Origin of the sequence: Halarchaeum nitratireducens (genome assembly GCF_014647155.1) — an archaeon.
Lineage (GTDB): Archaea > Halobacteriota > Halobacteria > Halobacteriales > Halobacteriaceae > Halarchaeum > Halarchaeum nitratireducens.
This window is the reverse complement of sequence record NZ_BMOQ01000003.1, coordinates 30,841-44,714: the sequence shown is the minus strand read 5'-3', so window position 1 is coordinate 44,714 and position 13,874 is coordinate 30,841. Positions and strand designations below refer to the sequence as shown.

14 protein-coding genes are annotated in these 13,874 nt (G+C 71.2%); 8 read left to right on the top strand and 6 right to left on the bottom strand.

The annotated features are described in order from the left end of the window. The first annotated feature begins 17 nt into the window (after window positions 1-17). From IEX91_RS04740 to rpiA, 3 genes are all read left to right on the top strand, one after another. Window positions 18-2,006, top strand: a complete 1,989-nt coding sequence (locus IEX91_RS04740) for a MutS-related protein (RefSeq protein WP_188877425.1) — start codon at window positions 18-20, stop codon at window positions 2,004-2,006. An 81-nt stretch (window positions 2,007-2,087) separates the two neighbouring features. Then, complete coding sequence (locus IEX91_RS04735; RefSeq protein ID WP_188877424.1) at window positions 2,088-3,209, top strand: ORC1-type DNA replication protein; 1,122 nt, start codon at window positions 2,088-2,090, stop codon at window positions 3,207-3,209. Window positions 3,210-3,280: 71 nt separating this feature from the next. Further along, on the top strand, window positions 3,281-3,982 hold the full coding sequence (gene rpiA, locus IEX91_RS04730; protein ID WP_188877423.1) for a ribose-5-phosphate isomerase RpiA: 702 nt from the start codon (window positions 3,281-3,283) through the stop codon (window positions 3,980-3,982). 24 nt (window positions 3,983-4,006) lie between these two features. Here the strand turns inward: rpiA and IEX91_RS04725 are convergent, their stop codons facing one another. Continuing rightward, window positions 4,007-4,174 (bottom strand): DUF1931 family protein, encoded by a 168-nt coding sequence (locus tag IEX91_RS04725; protein ID WP_020222877.1) that lies wholly within the window; start codon window positions 4,172-4,174, stop codon window positions 4,007-4,009. Window positions 4,175-4,292: 118 nt separating this feature from the next. Here IEX91_RS04725 and larB point away from each other — a divergent pair, with 118 nt between their 5' ends. Together larB and IEX91_RS04715 are read left to right on the top strand one after the other, a co-directional pair. Next, complete coding sequence (gene larB / locus IEX91_RS04720) at window positions 4,293-5,060, top strand: nickel pincer cofactor biosynthesis protein LarB (protein WP_188877422.1); 768 nt, start codon at window positions 4,293-4,295, stop codon at window positions 5,058-5,060. 44 nt (window positions 5,061-5,104) lie between these two features. Next, a complete protein-coding gene (locus IEX91_RS04715; RefSeq protein ID WP_188877420.1) occupies window positions 5,105-5,341 on the top strand; it encodes a GIY-YIG nuclease family protein in 237 nt (78 codons plus the stop codon). A gap of 9 nt (window positions 5,342-5,350) precedes the next feature. Here IEX91_RS04715 and radA read toward each other — a convergent pair whose 3' ends face one another. From radA to htpX, 3 genes are all read right to left on the bottom strand, one after another. Next, window positions 5,351-6,385, bottom strand: a complete 1,035-nt coding sequence (radA, locus tag IEX91_RS04710) for a DNA repair and recombination protein RadA (RefSeq protein WP_188877418.1) — start codon at window positions 6,383-6,385, stop codon at window positions 5,351-5,353. Between the two features lie 126 nt (window positions 6,386-6,511). Next, entirely contained in the window at window positions 6,512-7,108 is a 597-nt protein-coding gene (gene pspAB, locus IEX91_RS04705; protein WP_188877416.1) for a PspA-associated protein PspAB, read from the bottom strand. Next, the gene (gene htpX / locus IEX91_RS04700) at window positions 7,108-7,995 is read right to left on the bottom strand and encodes a zinc metalloprotease HtpX (protein ID WP_188877414.1); all 888 of its coding nucleotides are present in this window, start codon (window positions 7,993-7,995) and stop codon (window positions 7,108-7,110) included. Before htpX ends, pspAB begins: the two co-directional genes overlap by 1 nt. Window positions 7,996-8,245: 250 nt before the next feature. On the opposite strand from htpX, the gene IEX91_RS04695 reads away from it, so the two are divergent. Continuing rightward, a complete protein-coding gene (locus IEX91_RS04695; RefSeq protein ID WP_188877413.1) occupies window positions 8,246-9,340 on the top strand; it encodes a 60S ribosomal export protein NMD3 in 1,095 nt (364 codons plus the stop codon). Continuing rightward, complete coding sequence (locus IEX91_RS04690; protein WP_229772793.1) at window positions 9,337-10,551, top strand: class I SAM-dependent methyltransferase; 1,215 nt, start codon at window positions 9,337-9,339, stop codon at window positions 10,549-10,551. The genes IEX91_RS04695 and IEX91_RS04690 overlap by 4 nt, the downstream gene beginning before the upstream one ends. Window positions 10,552-10,783: 232 nt before the next feature. Here the strand turns inward: IEX91_RS04690 and IEX91_RS04685 are convergent, their stop codons facing one another. Together IEX91_RS04685 and IEX91_RS04680 are read right to left on the bottom strand one after the other, a co-directional pair. Beyond that, on the bottom strand, window positions 10,784-12,616 hold the full coding sequence (locus tag IEX91_RS04685; RefSeq protein ID WP_188877412.1) for a helicase C-terminal domain-containing protein: 1,833 nt from the start codon (window positions 12,614-12,616) through the stop codon (window positions 10,784-10,786). A gap of 70 nt (window positions 12,617-12,686) precedes the next feature. Beyond that, entirely contained in the window at window positions 12,687-12,902 is a 216-nt protein-coding gene (locus IEX91_RS04680) for a DUF7561 family protein (protein ID WP_188877411.1), read from the bottom strand. 76 nt (window positions 12,903-12,978) lie between these two features. Here IEX91_RS04680 and IEX91_RS04675 point away from each other — a divergent pair, with 76 nt between their 5' ends. Then, window positions 12,979-13,857, top strand: a complete 879-nt coding sequence (locus tag IEX91_RS04675) for a YkgJ family cysteine cluster protein (protein ID WP_188877410.1) — start codon at window positions 12,979-12,981, stop codon at window positions 13,855-13,857. Window positions 13,858-13,874: the final 17 nt, after the last annotated feature.

Sequence of the window (13,874 nt, the reverse complement as noted above, 5' to 3'; positions counted from 1 at the left end):
CGCCCGATTCACCGGCGATGGACTTGGAGGACGTGCCCGGCGTCGGCGCGAAGACGGCCGAGCGGCTCCGCGAGCTCGACGACCCGGCGGGGGCGCTCGAACGCGAGGACGTCGCCGCCGTGGCGTCCGCGCCCGGGATCTCGACCGGACGCGCGGCGCGCATCGTCCGCGGCGCGATCCGAGCGCGCCACGACGATCCCGGCGGGTTCCTCGCCACCGACCGCGCCCGCGAGGTGTACGACGCGGTGCTCGGGCTGTTGCAGGAGCGCGCGACGACGACGTACGCGGAGCACCGCCTGGCGACGCTCTACCCGACGGCGTCGGCCTCGCGGATCGAGGAGGTCGCGGCGTTCGCCGAGCGGGCGCACGAGCGGTCGCTCGACCCCTCGGTGGCGGAGGCGCTCGCGGACGTCGAGCCGATCGAGCGGCCGGACGACGTCACCGTCCGGGATCGCTGTCTCGCCACCGCCGACGCCGAGACGTATCAGGCGGCGACGGCGGCGTTCCCGGAGCTCCCCGTGGAGATCGTCGACGACGCGCGCGGGCTCGCGGACCTCGCGCGCGGCTACTCGTCGGTGGTCGCGCTCGACGAGGCGTTCGCGGGCGTCGCCATCGAGGGGGACGTGACGGTCGACCCGAGCGCGTTCGACCACCCGGCGGAGCACATCCCGGAGCGCGCGCTCGCGTTCTTCGCGACGAATCGCGCGTCGCTGCGCGCGGCCGCCGCCGTCCACCGACGCGCGGGCGTCGACGCGCCGCTCGACCTCGACGAGTTGGAGGACGCGCTCGACGACCTCGCGGCGGACGGGAGCGTCGCGGGCGACGAGGAGCTGGAGCGATTGAACGTCGCCGTCGACGACCTCGACGCCGCGGTCTCGACCGCCGAGTCGGTGGCGAACGACCGGCTGCGGGCGGCGATCGAGGAGCGGGACGTCACCATCGAGGGCGCGGACCTCCTCTCGCTCGTCGAACGCGGCGCGGGGGTCGACTCGCTGCTCTCGCGCGAGCTCGCCGACGAGTACGCGGCGGCGGTGGCGGCGGCGCGCGAGCACGTCCGCGACGCGCTCGCGCTCCGGAACGACGAGGCCGAGCGCGCGGTGCGGATCTTCGGCGACGAGCCGACGTATCCCGTCGAGCGCCGCGATGAGGCAGTCTCGCGGCTGCGGGAGGCGCTCGTCGCCGAACGCGATCGGCGCGCGGCCAAACGCAAGCGCGACCTCGCGGGGCGGCTCGCGGACCTGCGAGCGGGTGCGAGCGTGCTCGTGCGGGACGCCCTCGAGCTGGACGTCGAGCTCGCCGTCGCGCGCTTCTGCGCGGACTTCGACTGCACGCCCGCGGAGCGCGGCGGCGTGGGCTTCGAGATCGAGGGCGGGCGCTCGCCGCTGCTCGACGTACCGTTCGACGACGTCGAGCCGGTCGACTACGCGGTGGACGGCGTCGCGCTCCTCTCCGGGGTGAACTCGGGCGGGAAGACGAGCACCCTCGACCTCGTCGCCGTCGTCGTCGTGCTCGCGCACATGGGACTGCCGGTGCCCGCCGAGTCGGCGCGCGTCCCCGCAGTGGAGGAGCTCCACTACCACGCGAAGAGCCAGGGGACGCTCGACGCCGGGGCCTTCGAGTCGACGCTGCGCGACTTCGCGGCGCTCACGCGGGGCGCGGACGCGAAGTGCGTGCTCGTCGACGAGCTGGAGTCGATCACCGAGCCGGGCGCGTCCGCGAAGATCGTCGCGGGCATCCTCGAAGCGCTCCACGGCGCGGGCGCGACGGGCGTCTTCGTCTCCCACCTCGCGGGCGAGATCCGCGACGCCGCGGAGTACGAGGTCGACGTGGACGGGATCCGGGCGGTCGGTCTGAAGGACGGCGAGCTCGTCGTCGAGCGCTCGCCGGTGAAGGACCTGCTCGCGCGCTCGACCCCGGAGCTCATCGTCGAGAAGCTCGCCGGCGAAGCGGACGACGCGGCGTTCTACGAGGACCTGCTGGCGAAGTTCGACGGGGACGGACCGTGAGGGGCGTCGGGAAAGCGGGGTGATGCGGCGGCGGCGATCGCCCGCGAAGGCTTATGTGGCGTGCGGACCCACGTCACGGCGATGGCCGACGACTCGGACGGGATGCTGTCGTGGGACGAGTCGGTGTTCCGCGACGAGCACGTCTTCGAGATCGACTACGTGCCCGAGGCGTTCCGTCACCGCGAGTCGCAACTCCAGACGCTCCAGTACGCCCTCCGCCCCGCCGTCCGGGGGAACCGACCGCTGAACGCCATCGTCCGCGGGCCCCCGGGGACGGGTAAGACCACGGCGATCCAGAAGCTCTTCGGCGAGCTCGGCGGGCAGCCGGGCGTCCGGCCCGTCCGCGTCAACTGCCAGGTGGACGGGACGCGCTACGGCGTCTTCTCGCGGGTGTTCCAGTCGATCTTCGACTACGAACCGCCCTCGTCCGGGGTGTCGTTCAAGAAGCTCTTCGGGCAGGTCGCGGACCGCCTCGTCGACGAGGAGGAGGTGCTCGTCGTCGCGCTCGACGACGTCAACTACCTCTTCTACGAGAACGAGGCGAGCGATACGCTCTACTCGCTGTTGCGCGCCCACGAGACGCATCCGGGGGCGAAGGTCGGGGTCGTCCTCGTCTCCTCGGACACCGACCTCGACGTCGTGGAAGCCCTGGACGGGCGCGTGCAGTCCGTCTTCCGGCCGGAGGAGGCGTACTTCCCGATCTACGACCGCGAGGAGGTGGCGGACATCCTCGGTGAGCGCGTCCGCGTCGGCTTCCGCGACGGCGCGCTCCCGATGAGCGTCCTCGATCGGGTGGCAGAGCAGACCGCCGAGGCGGGTGACCTCCGCGTCGGCATCGACATGCTGCGCCGCGCCGGCCTCCACGCGGAATCGCGGGCCTCCGAGACGGTCTCGATCGAGGACGTCGAGGCGGTGAGCGAGCGCGCGCGCAACCACCGGCTCACGCGCGACATCGAGGCGCTGAGCGACGTCGAGCGCGCCCTCCTCGAAACGGTCGCGGCGCACGACGGCGACCGGGCGGGGGACGTCTACGACGCGTTCGCCGAGCGGACGGACCTGGGGTACACGCGGTACACTGAGCTCGTGAACAAGCTCGACCGACTCGACCTCATCGACGCGCGCTACGAGAGCCTCGAGGGGCGCGGACGCTCGCGGACGCTGACGCTCGCACACGACGCCGACGCCGTCGAGCGCCGGCTGTAGTGGAGGAGAGTGAGCGATTCGGGTTCGGCCCCTTCGGACCGTTTTTGGGCTCCCGGTCGTAGGTGGCGGGTATGAAGCGCACTGGCGGGGGCGAGACGGCGAAACGACACGCTGGCGAGCGGGCGGCGGAGGCGGTCGACGACGGCGACGTCGTCGGCCTCGGAACGGGGAGTACGGCGGCGCACGCGATCCGCACGCTCGGGCGTCGGGTGGACGCCGGCCTCGACGTGACGGGCGTGGCGACGAGCTTCCAATCGCGCGAGCTCGCCCGCGAGGTCGGCGTCCCCCTGACGACGCTGGACGACGTCGAGAGCGTCGACGTCGCCATCGACGGCGCCGACCAGTTCGATCGGGCGACCGGCGCGCTGATCAAGGGCGGCGGCGCGGCGCACGCCCGCGAGAAAGTGGTCGACGCCTCCGCGGACCGGTTCCTGGTCGTCGCGGACCCGACGAAGGCCGCCCGGGGGCTCGACGCCTCGGTCCCGATCGAGGTGCTCCCGTCCGCCCGCCGGCCCATCGAGGCCGCGCTGGACGACCTCGGTGGCGAACCGACGCTCCGCGCCGCGGCGCACAAGGACGGGCCGGTGGTGACGGACAACGGGAACCTCGTGCTCGACTGTGCGTTCGGCGCGCTCGCCAACCCGGACGCGCTCGCGGTCGATATCGCGGGTATCCCGGGCGTCGTCGCGCACGGCCTGTTCGTCGGCCTCGCCGACGCGGTGCTGGTGGGAACGGACGACGGCGTCGAGCGATACGACTACGCGGTCGAATAAAACGGAGGAACGGAGAGGTCTGGTTTACAGGTCGCGCGGCTGAACGGTCTTGCGACCGTTCTCCTCGGCGCGGCGGGCGGCGTCGTCGAGGAGGTCCTCGACCTTCTCGTCGAGCGCATCGTAGAAGTCGGACGCGACGTTCTTCTCCTCGAGCGCTTCCTTCACGGCGGCCTTAACGATGAGGTCTGCCATACGGCGTTTGCTTTACTTGCCTTGTTAATAAGGCTTCCCATAAACTGACGTGAGAGGGGCTTCTGTCCGGGGATCGGGAAGCGAAACCCACCTGTATTTGGGGGGCGACGGGTCGTTTATGCGTGACGTGCTCGAACAGCTCGCGGCCGGCGAGCTGTCGGTCGCGGAAGCCGAGGCCGAGCTCGCGGGGTACGCGACGACGGACGCGGGGCGGTTCGACGCCGCCCGCGAGACCCGTCGCGGCGTCCCGGAGGCTGTTCTCGCCGAGGGCAAGACCCCGGCGGAGGTCGGCGCGCTCGCCGCGACCGCGATGGAGACGGCCGGCCGCGCGCTCGTCACGCGCGCCGACGACGAGCGGCGGGCCGCGGTCCGCGCGGCGATGGCGGAAGAACACCCCGACGCCGACGTGACCGTGGACGAGCGCGCACGGGTGGTCGTCGCCCACGCGCCGGCGTTCGAGCCGCCCGCGTTGGACGCCACTGTCGGCCTCGTCTCGGGCGGGACGAGCGACGCCGCGGCGCTGGGGGAGGCCGACGCCGTGGCGACGGAGATGGGGGCGCGAACGATGCGGGTCGAGGACGTCGGCGTCGCCAGCATCGCACGCCTCCTCGATCGGGTCGACGAACTGCGCGCGTGCGACGTCGTCGTCGTCGCCGCCGGGAGGGAGGGCGCGCTTCCGACCGTCGTCGCCGGACTGCTCGACGCGCCCGTGATCGGGCTGCCCGTCTCCACGGGATACGGCCACGGCGGACGCGGCGAGGCCGCGATGCTCGGGATGTTGCAGTCCTGTACGGTACTGTCGGCCGTGAACGTCGACGCGGGATTCGTCGCGGGCGCACAGGCCGGCCTGATCGCCCGGCGGATCGCGGCGGCGCGCGCGGAGTGACGACGAGCGAAACGGTCAATCCGACGCGGCGGGGAGTAGGCGACGTGCACTACGTCTACGTCCTCGAATGTGCCGACGGAAGTCTCTACACGGGGTACACGACGGACGTCGAGCGCCGCGTGCGAGAGCACGACGCCGGCGAGGGTGCGAAATACACGCGCGGGCGGACGCCGGTGGAACTCCGACACACCGAGGCGTACGAGACCAAGAGCGCGGCGATGAGCCGGGAGTACGAGATCAAGCAGTTCTCGCGGGCGCGAAAGGAGCGCCTGATCGAGTAGCGACGCGTGTTACTCGGGTTTCAGGCCGCCGTCCTGAACGCGCATGATCGCCTCGCCGTCCGCGAGGTTCGGCGCGTCGACGAGCCGAACGATCCGCTTGTCCCCCTTGGACTTGCGGAGGTAGATGCGGAACGTGGAGGTGTGTCCGAGGATGTTCCCGCCGATGGGCTTCGTCGGGTCGCCGAAGAACGAGTCGGGGTTCGACTGGACCTGGTTCGTGATGACGACCGCGGTGTTGTGGAGGTCGCCGATCCGCAGGAGGTCGTGGAGATGCTTGTTGAGCTTCTGCTGGCGGTCGGCGAGTTCGCCCCGACCGACGTACTCCGCGCGGAAGTGTGCGGTGAGCGAGTCGACGCAGAGCAGGCGGACCGGCCAGTCGGTGTCCTCGTTCTCCTGGGCGACCTCCTTGGCCTTCTCGGAGAGGAGGATCTGGTGGTTGGAGTTGAACGCCTTGGCGACGTGGATCTTGTCGAGGACGCGCCGGACGAGTTCGTCGAGGTCCGCGTCGTCGGTCGGGTCGCCCTCCTCGATACCGTGGAGTTCCATGGTGTCGGCGAGGACGTCGTCGTCGAGGCCGCGCACCATGTCGTCGATCCGCTCGGGGCGGAAGGTGTCCTCGGAGTCGACGAAGATTGCGGATCCTTCGAGGCCGCCGTGCTCCTCGGGGAGCTGGACGGTGACGGAGAGCTGGTGGGTCACCTGGGACTTCCCAGCGCCGAACTCGCCGTACACCTCGGTGATGGACTGCGTCTCGACGCCGCCGCCGAGGAGGTCGTCGACCTCGGGGACGCCCCACGTGAGTTTGCCGATCTGCTCGCGGCGTTCGAGAACGGACGTGCCGCTCTCGAATCCGCCGATGTCGGCGTGTTTTCGCGCGCTCTGGATGATGTCGCTGGCGCTGGACTCGCCGACGTCACCGGTGTTGGAGAGCTCGCCGGGACTGGCGACGGCGATGCTCTGGAAGGAATCGTAGCCGGCGTCACGGAGCTTCTCGGCGGTCGCGGGGCCGACGCCGGAGAGCTCCTCGAGGTCTACATCGGGCATGTACCCCTCCGTTGTGCGCCCGTGGGGATAAACCCTCGTACACAGGAGGGTGAAAGTGAAACTACGAGGCGTGAACCGGTCGCTCGTCGGGTCGAGGCGAACGTTCAAGCGAGAAGAGCAGATCCGCTACTCCCAGGGGTGGCCACCGGGGGCGTCGGACCAGAGAGGGTACCAGTACGCGGTGTCGGATTCGACGTCGAGTTCCCCGTCGAGGACGGATTGGAGCGTCACCTCGGTGCTCGAATCACGCTCGTGATCGCCGGCGGGCGCGAACGGGTAGAACGACCCGCGCTTGAACGAGTAGACCCAGTAGATCGGGCGACCGCCGTCGAGGGGATCGAACGGGAAGACGGCGGCGAGGAGCCGATCGCCGTAGCCGCGGTCGGCGAGCGTGTCCGCGGCGACGTAGAGTTCGGTCGTGAGGTCGGTGATGTCGTCGCGGTCGACGACGGCCCACGTGTAGCCGTGATCGTCCGTGCGGATCTCGCTAAACCCCCCGCCCTCCAGGACGTCCTCGACGTCGCGGAGGGTGCTCCGGAAGTCCGTCGAGTCCATGGCGGAGAGACAGAGGCCGGCCCGATCGGCGGGTCGGTAGTCGAGATCGGCCTCCATCGTGACGGACGCCGCGTTCAACTGGAAGAAGTCCTCGGGGTCCGCGGGTCGCGTCGCGTCCGCCTCGGCGCTGAGACCGAGGACGTCACGGACGGTGTCGAAGAGCCCCATCACGCGCTCGTTCGGGTCTCCATCTCGCGTTCCAGCGCGCGGAGGCGTTCGACGCGCTTCTCGGTCGACGGGTGCGTGCTGAACAGTTTGGTGAGCGTCCCCCCCGAGAGCGGGATGATGAAGAACGCGTTCATCTCGGCCTGCTCGCGCATGTCCTCCGTCGGCACGCGGTCCATCCGGCCGTCGATCTTGAGCAGCGCGGAGGCGAGCGCCGCGGGGTTGCCACAGATGAGCGCCCCGCCGCGGTCCGCGGCGTACTCCCGGTAGCGGCTGAGCGCGCGGATGAGCAGGTAGGAGACGATCCAGACGACGAGCGAGACGACGATGGCGACCCACACCGGCGCGGCGTTCCGGTCGCGGCTGTTGCCGCCGAAGAGCCACCCCCAGCGCACGATGACGAACGCGATCGTCGAGAGGAACGACGCGACGGTCATCACCGCCATGTCGCGGTGTTTGATGTGCGCGAGTTCGTGCGCGAGGACGCCCGCGAGCTCCTCGTCGTTCAGCGTCTCGAGCAGGCCGGTCGTGACGCAGACCGCGGCGTGGTTCTTCGAGCGCCCCGTGGCGAACGCGTTCGGGACGCGCGAGTCGACGACGGCGACATCGGGTTTCGGGAGGTCCGCGCCCTGCGCGAGTCGTCCCACGGTACCGTGTAAGTGAGGGTACTCGTCCTCCGTGACCTCGCGCGCGCCCATGCTCCAGAGCGTGAGCCGATCGCTGAAGAAGTACTGGACGACCGAGAACCCCCCGATGAAGAGCGCCATCAAGAGGAGACCGCCGCCGAGGTACGTGACGAGCGCTCCCGCGAAGACGAGGTAGAGGACGAACAGCAGGACCATCGTCAGGACCATCCGGGCCCGCAGGCCCCAGTCCGTGTGCCACTCCATACACTCGTCGTTGGCGACGTGAGACTAAAAGCCGTCCCCACGGTGGATCGATAACGGGGGACCACCGCCGGTGTCGGTAGAGACTCGGACGCCACTCGCGCCGGTGCCGTCGACGGCGCGGCGAGCGACGGGGCGCGACGGCGAGCGAAACGCCGGCCAGCCCCGCGGCGCCGTGCTCGAAGCGCGGCGCCACCGAGGTCGGGCGCGGAAGGACCGACTTTAACCGTTCTCGCGCCGTATTCGGGCCAACATGAGCGATGCCGTTTTCTGCCCGCGCTGTGGCGATCCCGCCCCCGAGGGAGCGACGGGGCACACTCGCCGCGAGCGGGCGCTCTGCAACGACTGCTACTTCGAGGACTTCGACCTCGTCGATCGGCCCGACCGCGTGGAGGTGACGGTCTGCGCGCACTGCGGGGCCGTCGAACGCGACAACCGCTGGGAGGACGTCGGCGCGCGCGACTACACGGACGTCGCCATCGAGTCCGTCTCGGAAGCGCTCGGCGTCCACGTCGACGCGGAGGACGTCTCGTGGGGCGTCGACCCCGAGCAGGTCGACGAGACGACGATCCGGATGCACTGTCAGTTCTCCGGCGTCGTCCGCGGCGAACCCCGCGTCGAGGAGTTCACCGTTCCGGTGAAGATCGGGAGGCAGACCTGTCAGCGATGCGGTCGGATCGCGGGCGACTACTACGCGAGCGTCGTGCAGGTACGCGCCGTCGGGGATCGGACGCCGACGAGCGAGGAGACGGGGCGCGCCCGGGAGATCGCCGAGGAGATCACCGATTCGATGGAGGCCACCGGCGATCGGAACGCGTTCGTCACGGAGGTCTCGGAGAAGCCCGAGGGCCTCGATCTCAAGCTCTCCGACACCAAGATCGGCAAGAACGTCGCGCGAAAGCTCACGGAGGAGCTCGGCGGAGCGTACGACTCCTCGGAGACGCTCGTGACGGAGGACGAGGACGGCAACGAGGTGTATCGGGTGACGTTCGCCGTTCGGCTCCCGGCGTTCGTTCCCGGCGACGTCATCGACCTCGCGGACGACGACGGGGGGCCGGTGCTCGTGCGCTCCGTGCAGGGGAACCTGAAGGGCGTGCGCCTGACGACCGGCGAGCCCTACGAGGCGAATCACGAGGTCGGGGACGCCCCCGAGGCCCGGAAGCTCGGGACGCGGGAGGACGCGGCGGAGACGACGCTCGTCGCCGTCGAGGACGAGAACGCCGTGCAGGTCCTCGACCCCGAGACGTACGCGTCCGTGACGGTCGCGCGTCCGGACTACCTCGACACGGACGATGCCGAGGTACCGGTGCTGAAATCGCGCGCGGGTCTCCACGTCCTGCCGTCGTGAACGCGCTCGCCGTCGTCGTTCCGAAGACCGAGACCGAGGCGAAACTCGACGGCCTCGAAGCCGAGGGGGTCTACGACGACGCCCGGAGGGTCACGGCGCACGACGCCGAGCGCGTCGAGTTGCCCGTCCTCGCCGAACCGCGCGCGACGACGTTCGACGCCCTGATCGAGCAGGACGACCCCGCGTTCAGGACGGCGGGCCTCGACGACCGCCTCCGCGAGCGCGGGTGGGACGAGGAGGCGATCGCGGCCGCGCCGTCGTCGTGGGCGGTGGTCGGTGACGTCGTTCTCGTCACGTTCCCGGACGGCTACGACCCGGCCGACAGGACGACCGTCGGCGAGGTCCTCCTCGACCTCCACGGGGAGGCGGAGACGGTGCTCGCGCGCGACGGCGTGCGCGGCGAGGCGCGCGAGCCCGCGGTGACGGTCGTCGCGGGGAGCGGCGACACGGAGACGATCCACACCGAGCACGGCACGAAGTACGCCCTCGACCTCGCGGAAGTCATGTTCTCGCCGGGCAACAAGGCCGAGCGGGCCCGGATGGGCGAGGTCGCGCGCGAGGGCGAGCGCGTCCTCGACATGTTCGCCGGCGTGGGGTATTTCGCGCTCCCGATGGCGCGCGCCGGCGCGAGCGTGACCGCCGTCGAGCGGAACCCGACCGCCTTCCGATACCTCGCGGAGAACGCCCAGTTGAACGGCGTCGCGGGGCGCGTCGAGTGCGTGCTCGGCGACTGCCGCGAGTACGAGAGCGTCGACCCCGTCGAGCGCGTCGTGATGGGGTACTACGACAGCCTCGGCGGATACAGCGCGGGGCGAAGCGACGCGGCGGCCGACGCGCCGGCGGGCGGCGACCGCGGGGCGACGAGCGGCACGGAGCCGGGCGAAGCTGCGGACGGACGCGAGATGAGCGGACGTGCAGGAGACGAGAGCGAGTGGGATGGGCGTGCAGGGGGCGAACGTGGGAGAGGCGGGGGAACCGACCCGCGAAGCGACTACCTCGCGGCGGCGCTCGACGCCCTCGACGGGTCGGGGACGGTGCACGTCCACACGGCGTGTCCCGAGGGGCTGTTCCCCGCGCGGTCGATCGAGCGCGTCCGCGCGGTCTGCGACGAGCGCGGTGTCGGCGTCTCGAACGTCGAATCGCGCGTCGTGAAGACGCACAGCGAGGGCGTCGTTCACGGCGTGCTGGACGCCACGATCGGCGATGGGTGAGGGCGAACGCCACGTCTGGCTCGCGCTCCTGTTGGCGCTGCTCGTCGTCGGCGCGGCGGTCGTCTGGGCGCTCGGGTAGAACGGGTCCCGTCGTTTTTAGGCGTTGAGCACCGTACCGTCGGTATGGAGCGCCAACAGTACATCGCGCTGTTCCTCGCCGCCCTGATGTTGTTCTCGACCGTCGCGTACGTCCTCTCCGCGGTCTGATCGGCCTCCCGAGGCCGCGCGGGAGTCAGTCGACGTCCCAGACGTCCGCCATCGGACTCCGTCGCTCGGTGTCGTCGGCGTCGCCGTCGCCGCTCGCGCCGCCGGCGGGGTCACTCGACGGTCGCTCGCCACCGCCGCCCGAGCGTCGGCCGCGACCGCCCGCCCCACCCTCGGTTCGAGTGGACGTCCCGCCACCGACGGGGGTCGGGGAACCGGGGGAGACGTTCGCGGTGGCGGCGTCGGCGTCGAGCGCGGGAAGGTCGGGGGTCGTCATGCGATCGACCTGTTCGCGGAACCACGGCGGCATGTCGGTGCGTGCGCGCTCGAAGACGTCGAGGATCGAGTCGTCGGCGACGTACGTCGCGCCGTGGTCGTCCGGCGCGCGGACGACTCGGCCCGCCGCCTGGATGACCGTGCGGAGCGCGCTGCGGAAGTACCACGCCCACTGGCCCTCCTCGAGGCGGCGCGCGACGCGCGAGTCGTTCGTGTTGAGGAACGGCGCCTTGCAGAGCAGTTGCCAGCGCGCGAGGTCGCCCTCCAAGTCGAGGGCCTCCTCCATCTTCACCGAGAGGAACGCCTCGGGTTCCGAGCTGGCCTTCCACGCCTCCAAGTCGGCGTCGCGGGTGTCGCTGCCGTGCGCGCGGACCCGATCCGACACGCCGAGCGAGGCGAGTTCGTCGACGAGGGCGTCCTGTATCGCGTAGGAGTGACAGTGGACGATTCCCTTCTCGTCGGGGTGCGCGGCCATGATCCGCGCGAGGGTGCGCGCGACCTTCGGGAGGGTGTCGTCGCGCTCCTCGTAGGTCATCTTCCCCCGAGTCACGTCGTAGAGGGGGCGGTTCTCGACGGGGAAGGTGTGCTCGACGTCGACGAGCGCGACGGTCGCGGGGTCGAGGCCGACGGCGCGGCAGAACGACTCCTTATCGAGGATGGTCGCGGAGAGGAGCGCGAAGCGGTTCGCGCGGTCCCAGACGGTGTGACGGAGGTACCGGGCGGGGTTCATCGGCTTCGCGGTGATGGTGCCGTCGTCGGCCTGATCGACGACCCACGTCGTCGCGGACTCGGGGTCGCGGTAGTCCTCCGCGAACCACGACGCCTCGCTGATGAGCTCCTGCAGTCGGTCGCGCTCGGCGGCCTCCTCGGCGTCGAGTTCGTCCGCGCCGAGCAGTTCGTCCTTGCGGGACTCGCAGGTCGAGACGAGGGCGTCGGTGAAGCGCGCGGCCGCCTCCGCGCCGTCGACGTCGGGGACGCGGAGGTCGTCCCAGAGGGGGACGGTCCGCGGACCGAGTTCGACCGTCGCGTACATCTCCGCCCACTCGGCTAAGCCGTGGGCCTCGTCGATGACGCAGACGTCGCGTTTGCGGAACACCTCGCTCCCGGCCGTCCGCATGAAGTACGCGAGCGTCATCGCGGCGTGCGAGCGCGCGGAGGCGACGGCGCGCGCCGAGAAGTACGGACAGCGGTGTTTGACCGCGCAGTCGTAGCCGCGTTCGCGGGCGCACGGCGCGCGGTCGACCGGCGTCCCCTCCTCGTCCGAGAGGATGCAGGTGTAGTTGTTCTTCCCGCGGATGACCTTGAGATCGTCGAGCAGGTCGTCGTCCGCGACGTCGTCGAGTTGCGAGACCTGCGGCGTCGTGTAGTACGCGCCCGTTGCCTGATGCGGATCGGCCTCGTCGACGGTCCGCGCGCACCCCATGATCGCGCGGGCGATGAGCGACTTCCCGGACCCGGTGGGCGCGCGCACGAGGACGACGTCGTTGCCCGCCGCGAAGGCGTCGCGGACGTCCGCGAGCGCGCGTTCCTGCGCGCCCCGGTAGGCGGGCGCGGGGAACTCGTCGTGGATGCGCACCGGGTTCACTGCGTGTTCGTGACGCCGTCGCGCGTCTTAACCCCCGCGCTCGGCGAGACGGTGGCGGGCGCGGCGGGCGTCACTCCGGGGTGAGCGCGTCGACGTCCGCGCGCGTCGGGTCCTCCGGGAGGGCCTCGATACAGTCGAAACAGAGGAAGAACTTGCTCCCGTCGTCGAGTTCGAGCGTCAGTCCCCCCGGACCGGCCTTCTCCAGCGAACCGAAGTCCCAGAAGTCCCCGACGCCACCGGGGACTTCGACGCGCGCCTCGCAGGCGTCGCAGCGTCGCTTGCTCATGGCGTCGTTCGGGGCGCCGGCCCCTTCGCCCTGTCGGGGAGAAGGCTTTCCGTCCGGTGACGCCAACGGCCACGGCATGGAGGTGAACTGCGAGGGGTGTGCGGGGTGTTGCATCGACTGGCGCCCGCTCGCCGACGCCCCCGGGGACCGCGAGCATCGCGGGGCGCGTCCCGCGCTCGACGACACGTACAACCTCGTCCCGCTGACCCGCGAGGACGTCCGCGCGTTCGTCGACGCCGGCTACGGCGACGCGCTGACGCCGCGGCTCTGGACGCCCGCCCCGGGGGACGACCGCGTGACGGTGGACGGCCACGAGCTCGCCGCGATCGGCGACCGACCGGTCTTCTTCGTCGGCCTGCGAAAGCCGCCGAAGCCCGTCGCGCCGTTCGACGGCGACGCGCGCTGGCTCCCGTCGTGTGCGTTCCTCGATCCCGAGACCCTGCAGTGTCGGATTCACGAGACGGATCTCTATCCCACGGAGTGTGGCGACTACCCGGGGCACAACCTCGCGCTGGACGCCGAGACGGAGTGCGAACGCGTCGAGGACGCCTTCGGGGGCGAGCGCCTCGTCGGCGGCGAGCCCCCGGCGGACGCGGGCGTCCTGCTCGGGCCGCAGGCGCTCGGCGAGAAGGTGTTCTGCTATCCGGACCCCGACGAGCTGACGGGCGCGGTCGAACGCCTGCGCGCGGGCGAGTTGACGCGGGCGGAGCGCGCGCGTTTCGTCGGCGTCGCGGCGGCGAGCGCGCCCGGGACGGCCGCGATCGCCCCGGAGAAGCGCGAGACCTACGAAGAGCGCGCCGCGGGGGCGGATTCGTGGGTCGGGCAGGCGGCCGCGGAGTGGGCAAATCGGAGGGAGGAGGGCGAGGCGGGCGGGGACGACGCGGAACCGGGACTGGCCGGGGCGGTCGAGGGGGCGCGCGGCGCGCCGCCGACGCCCGGGTGGGACGACGTTTAAGCGGGTGACGTGCGACG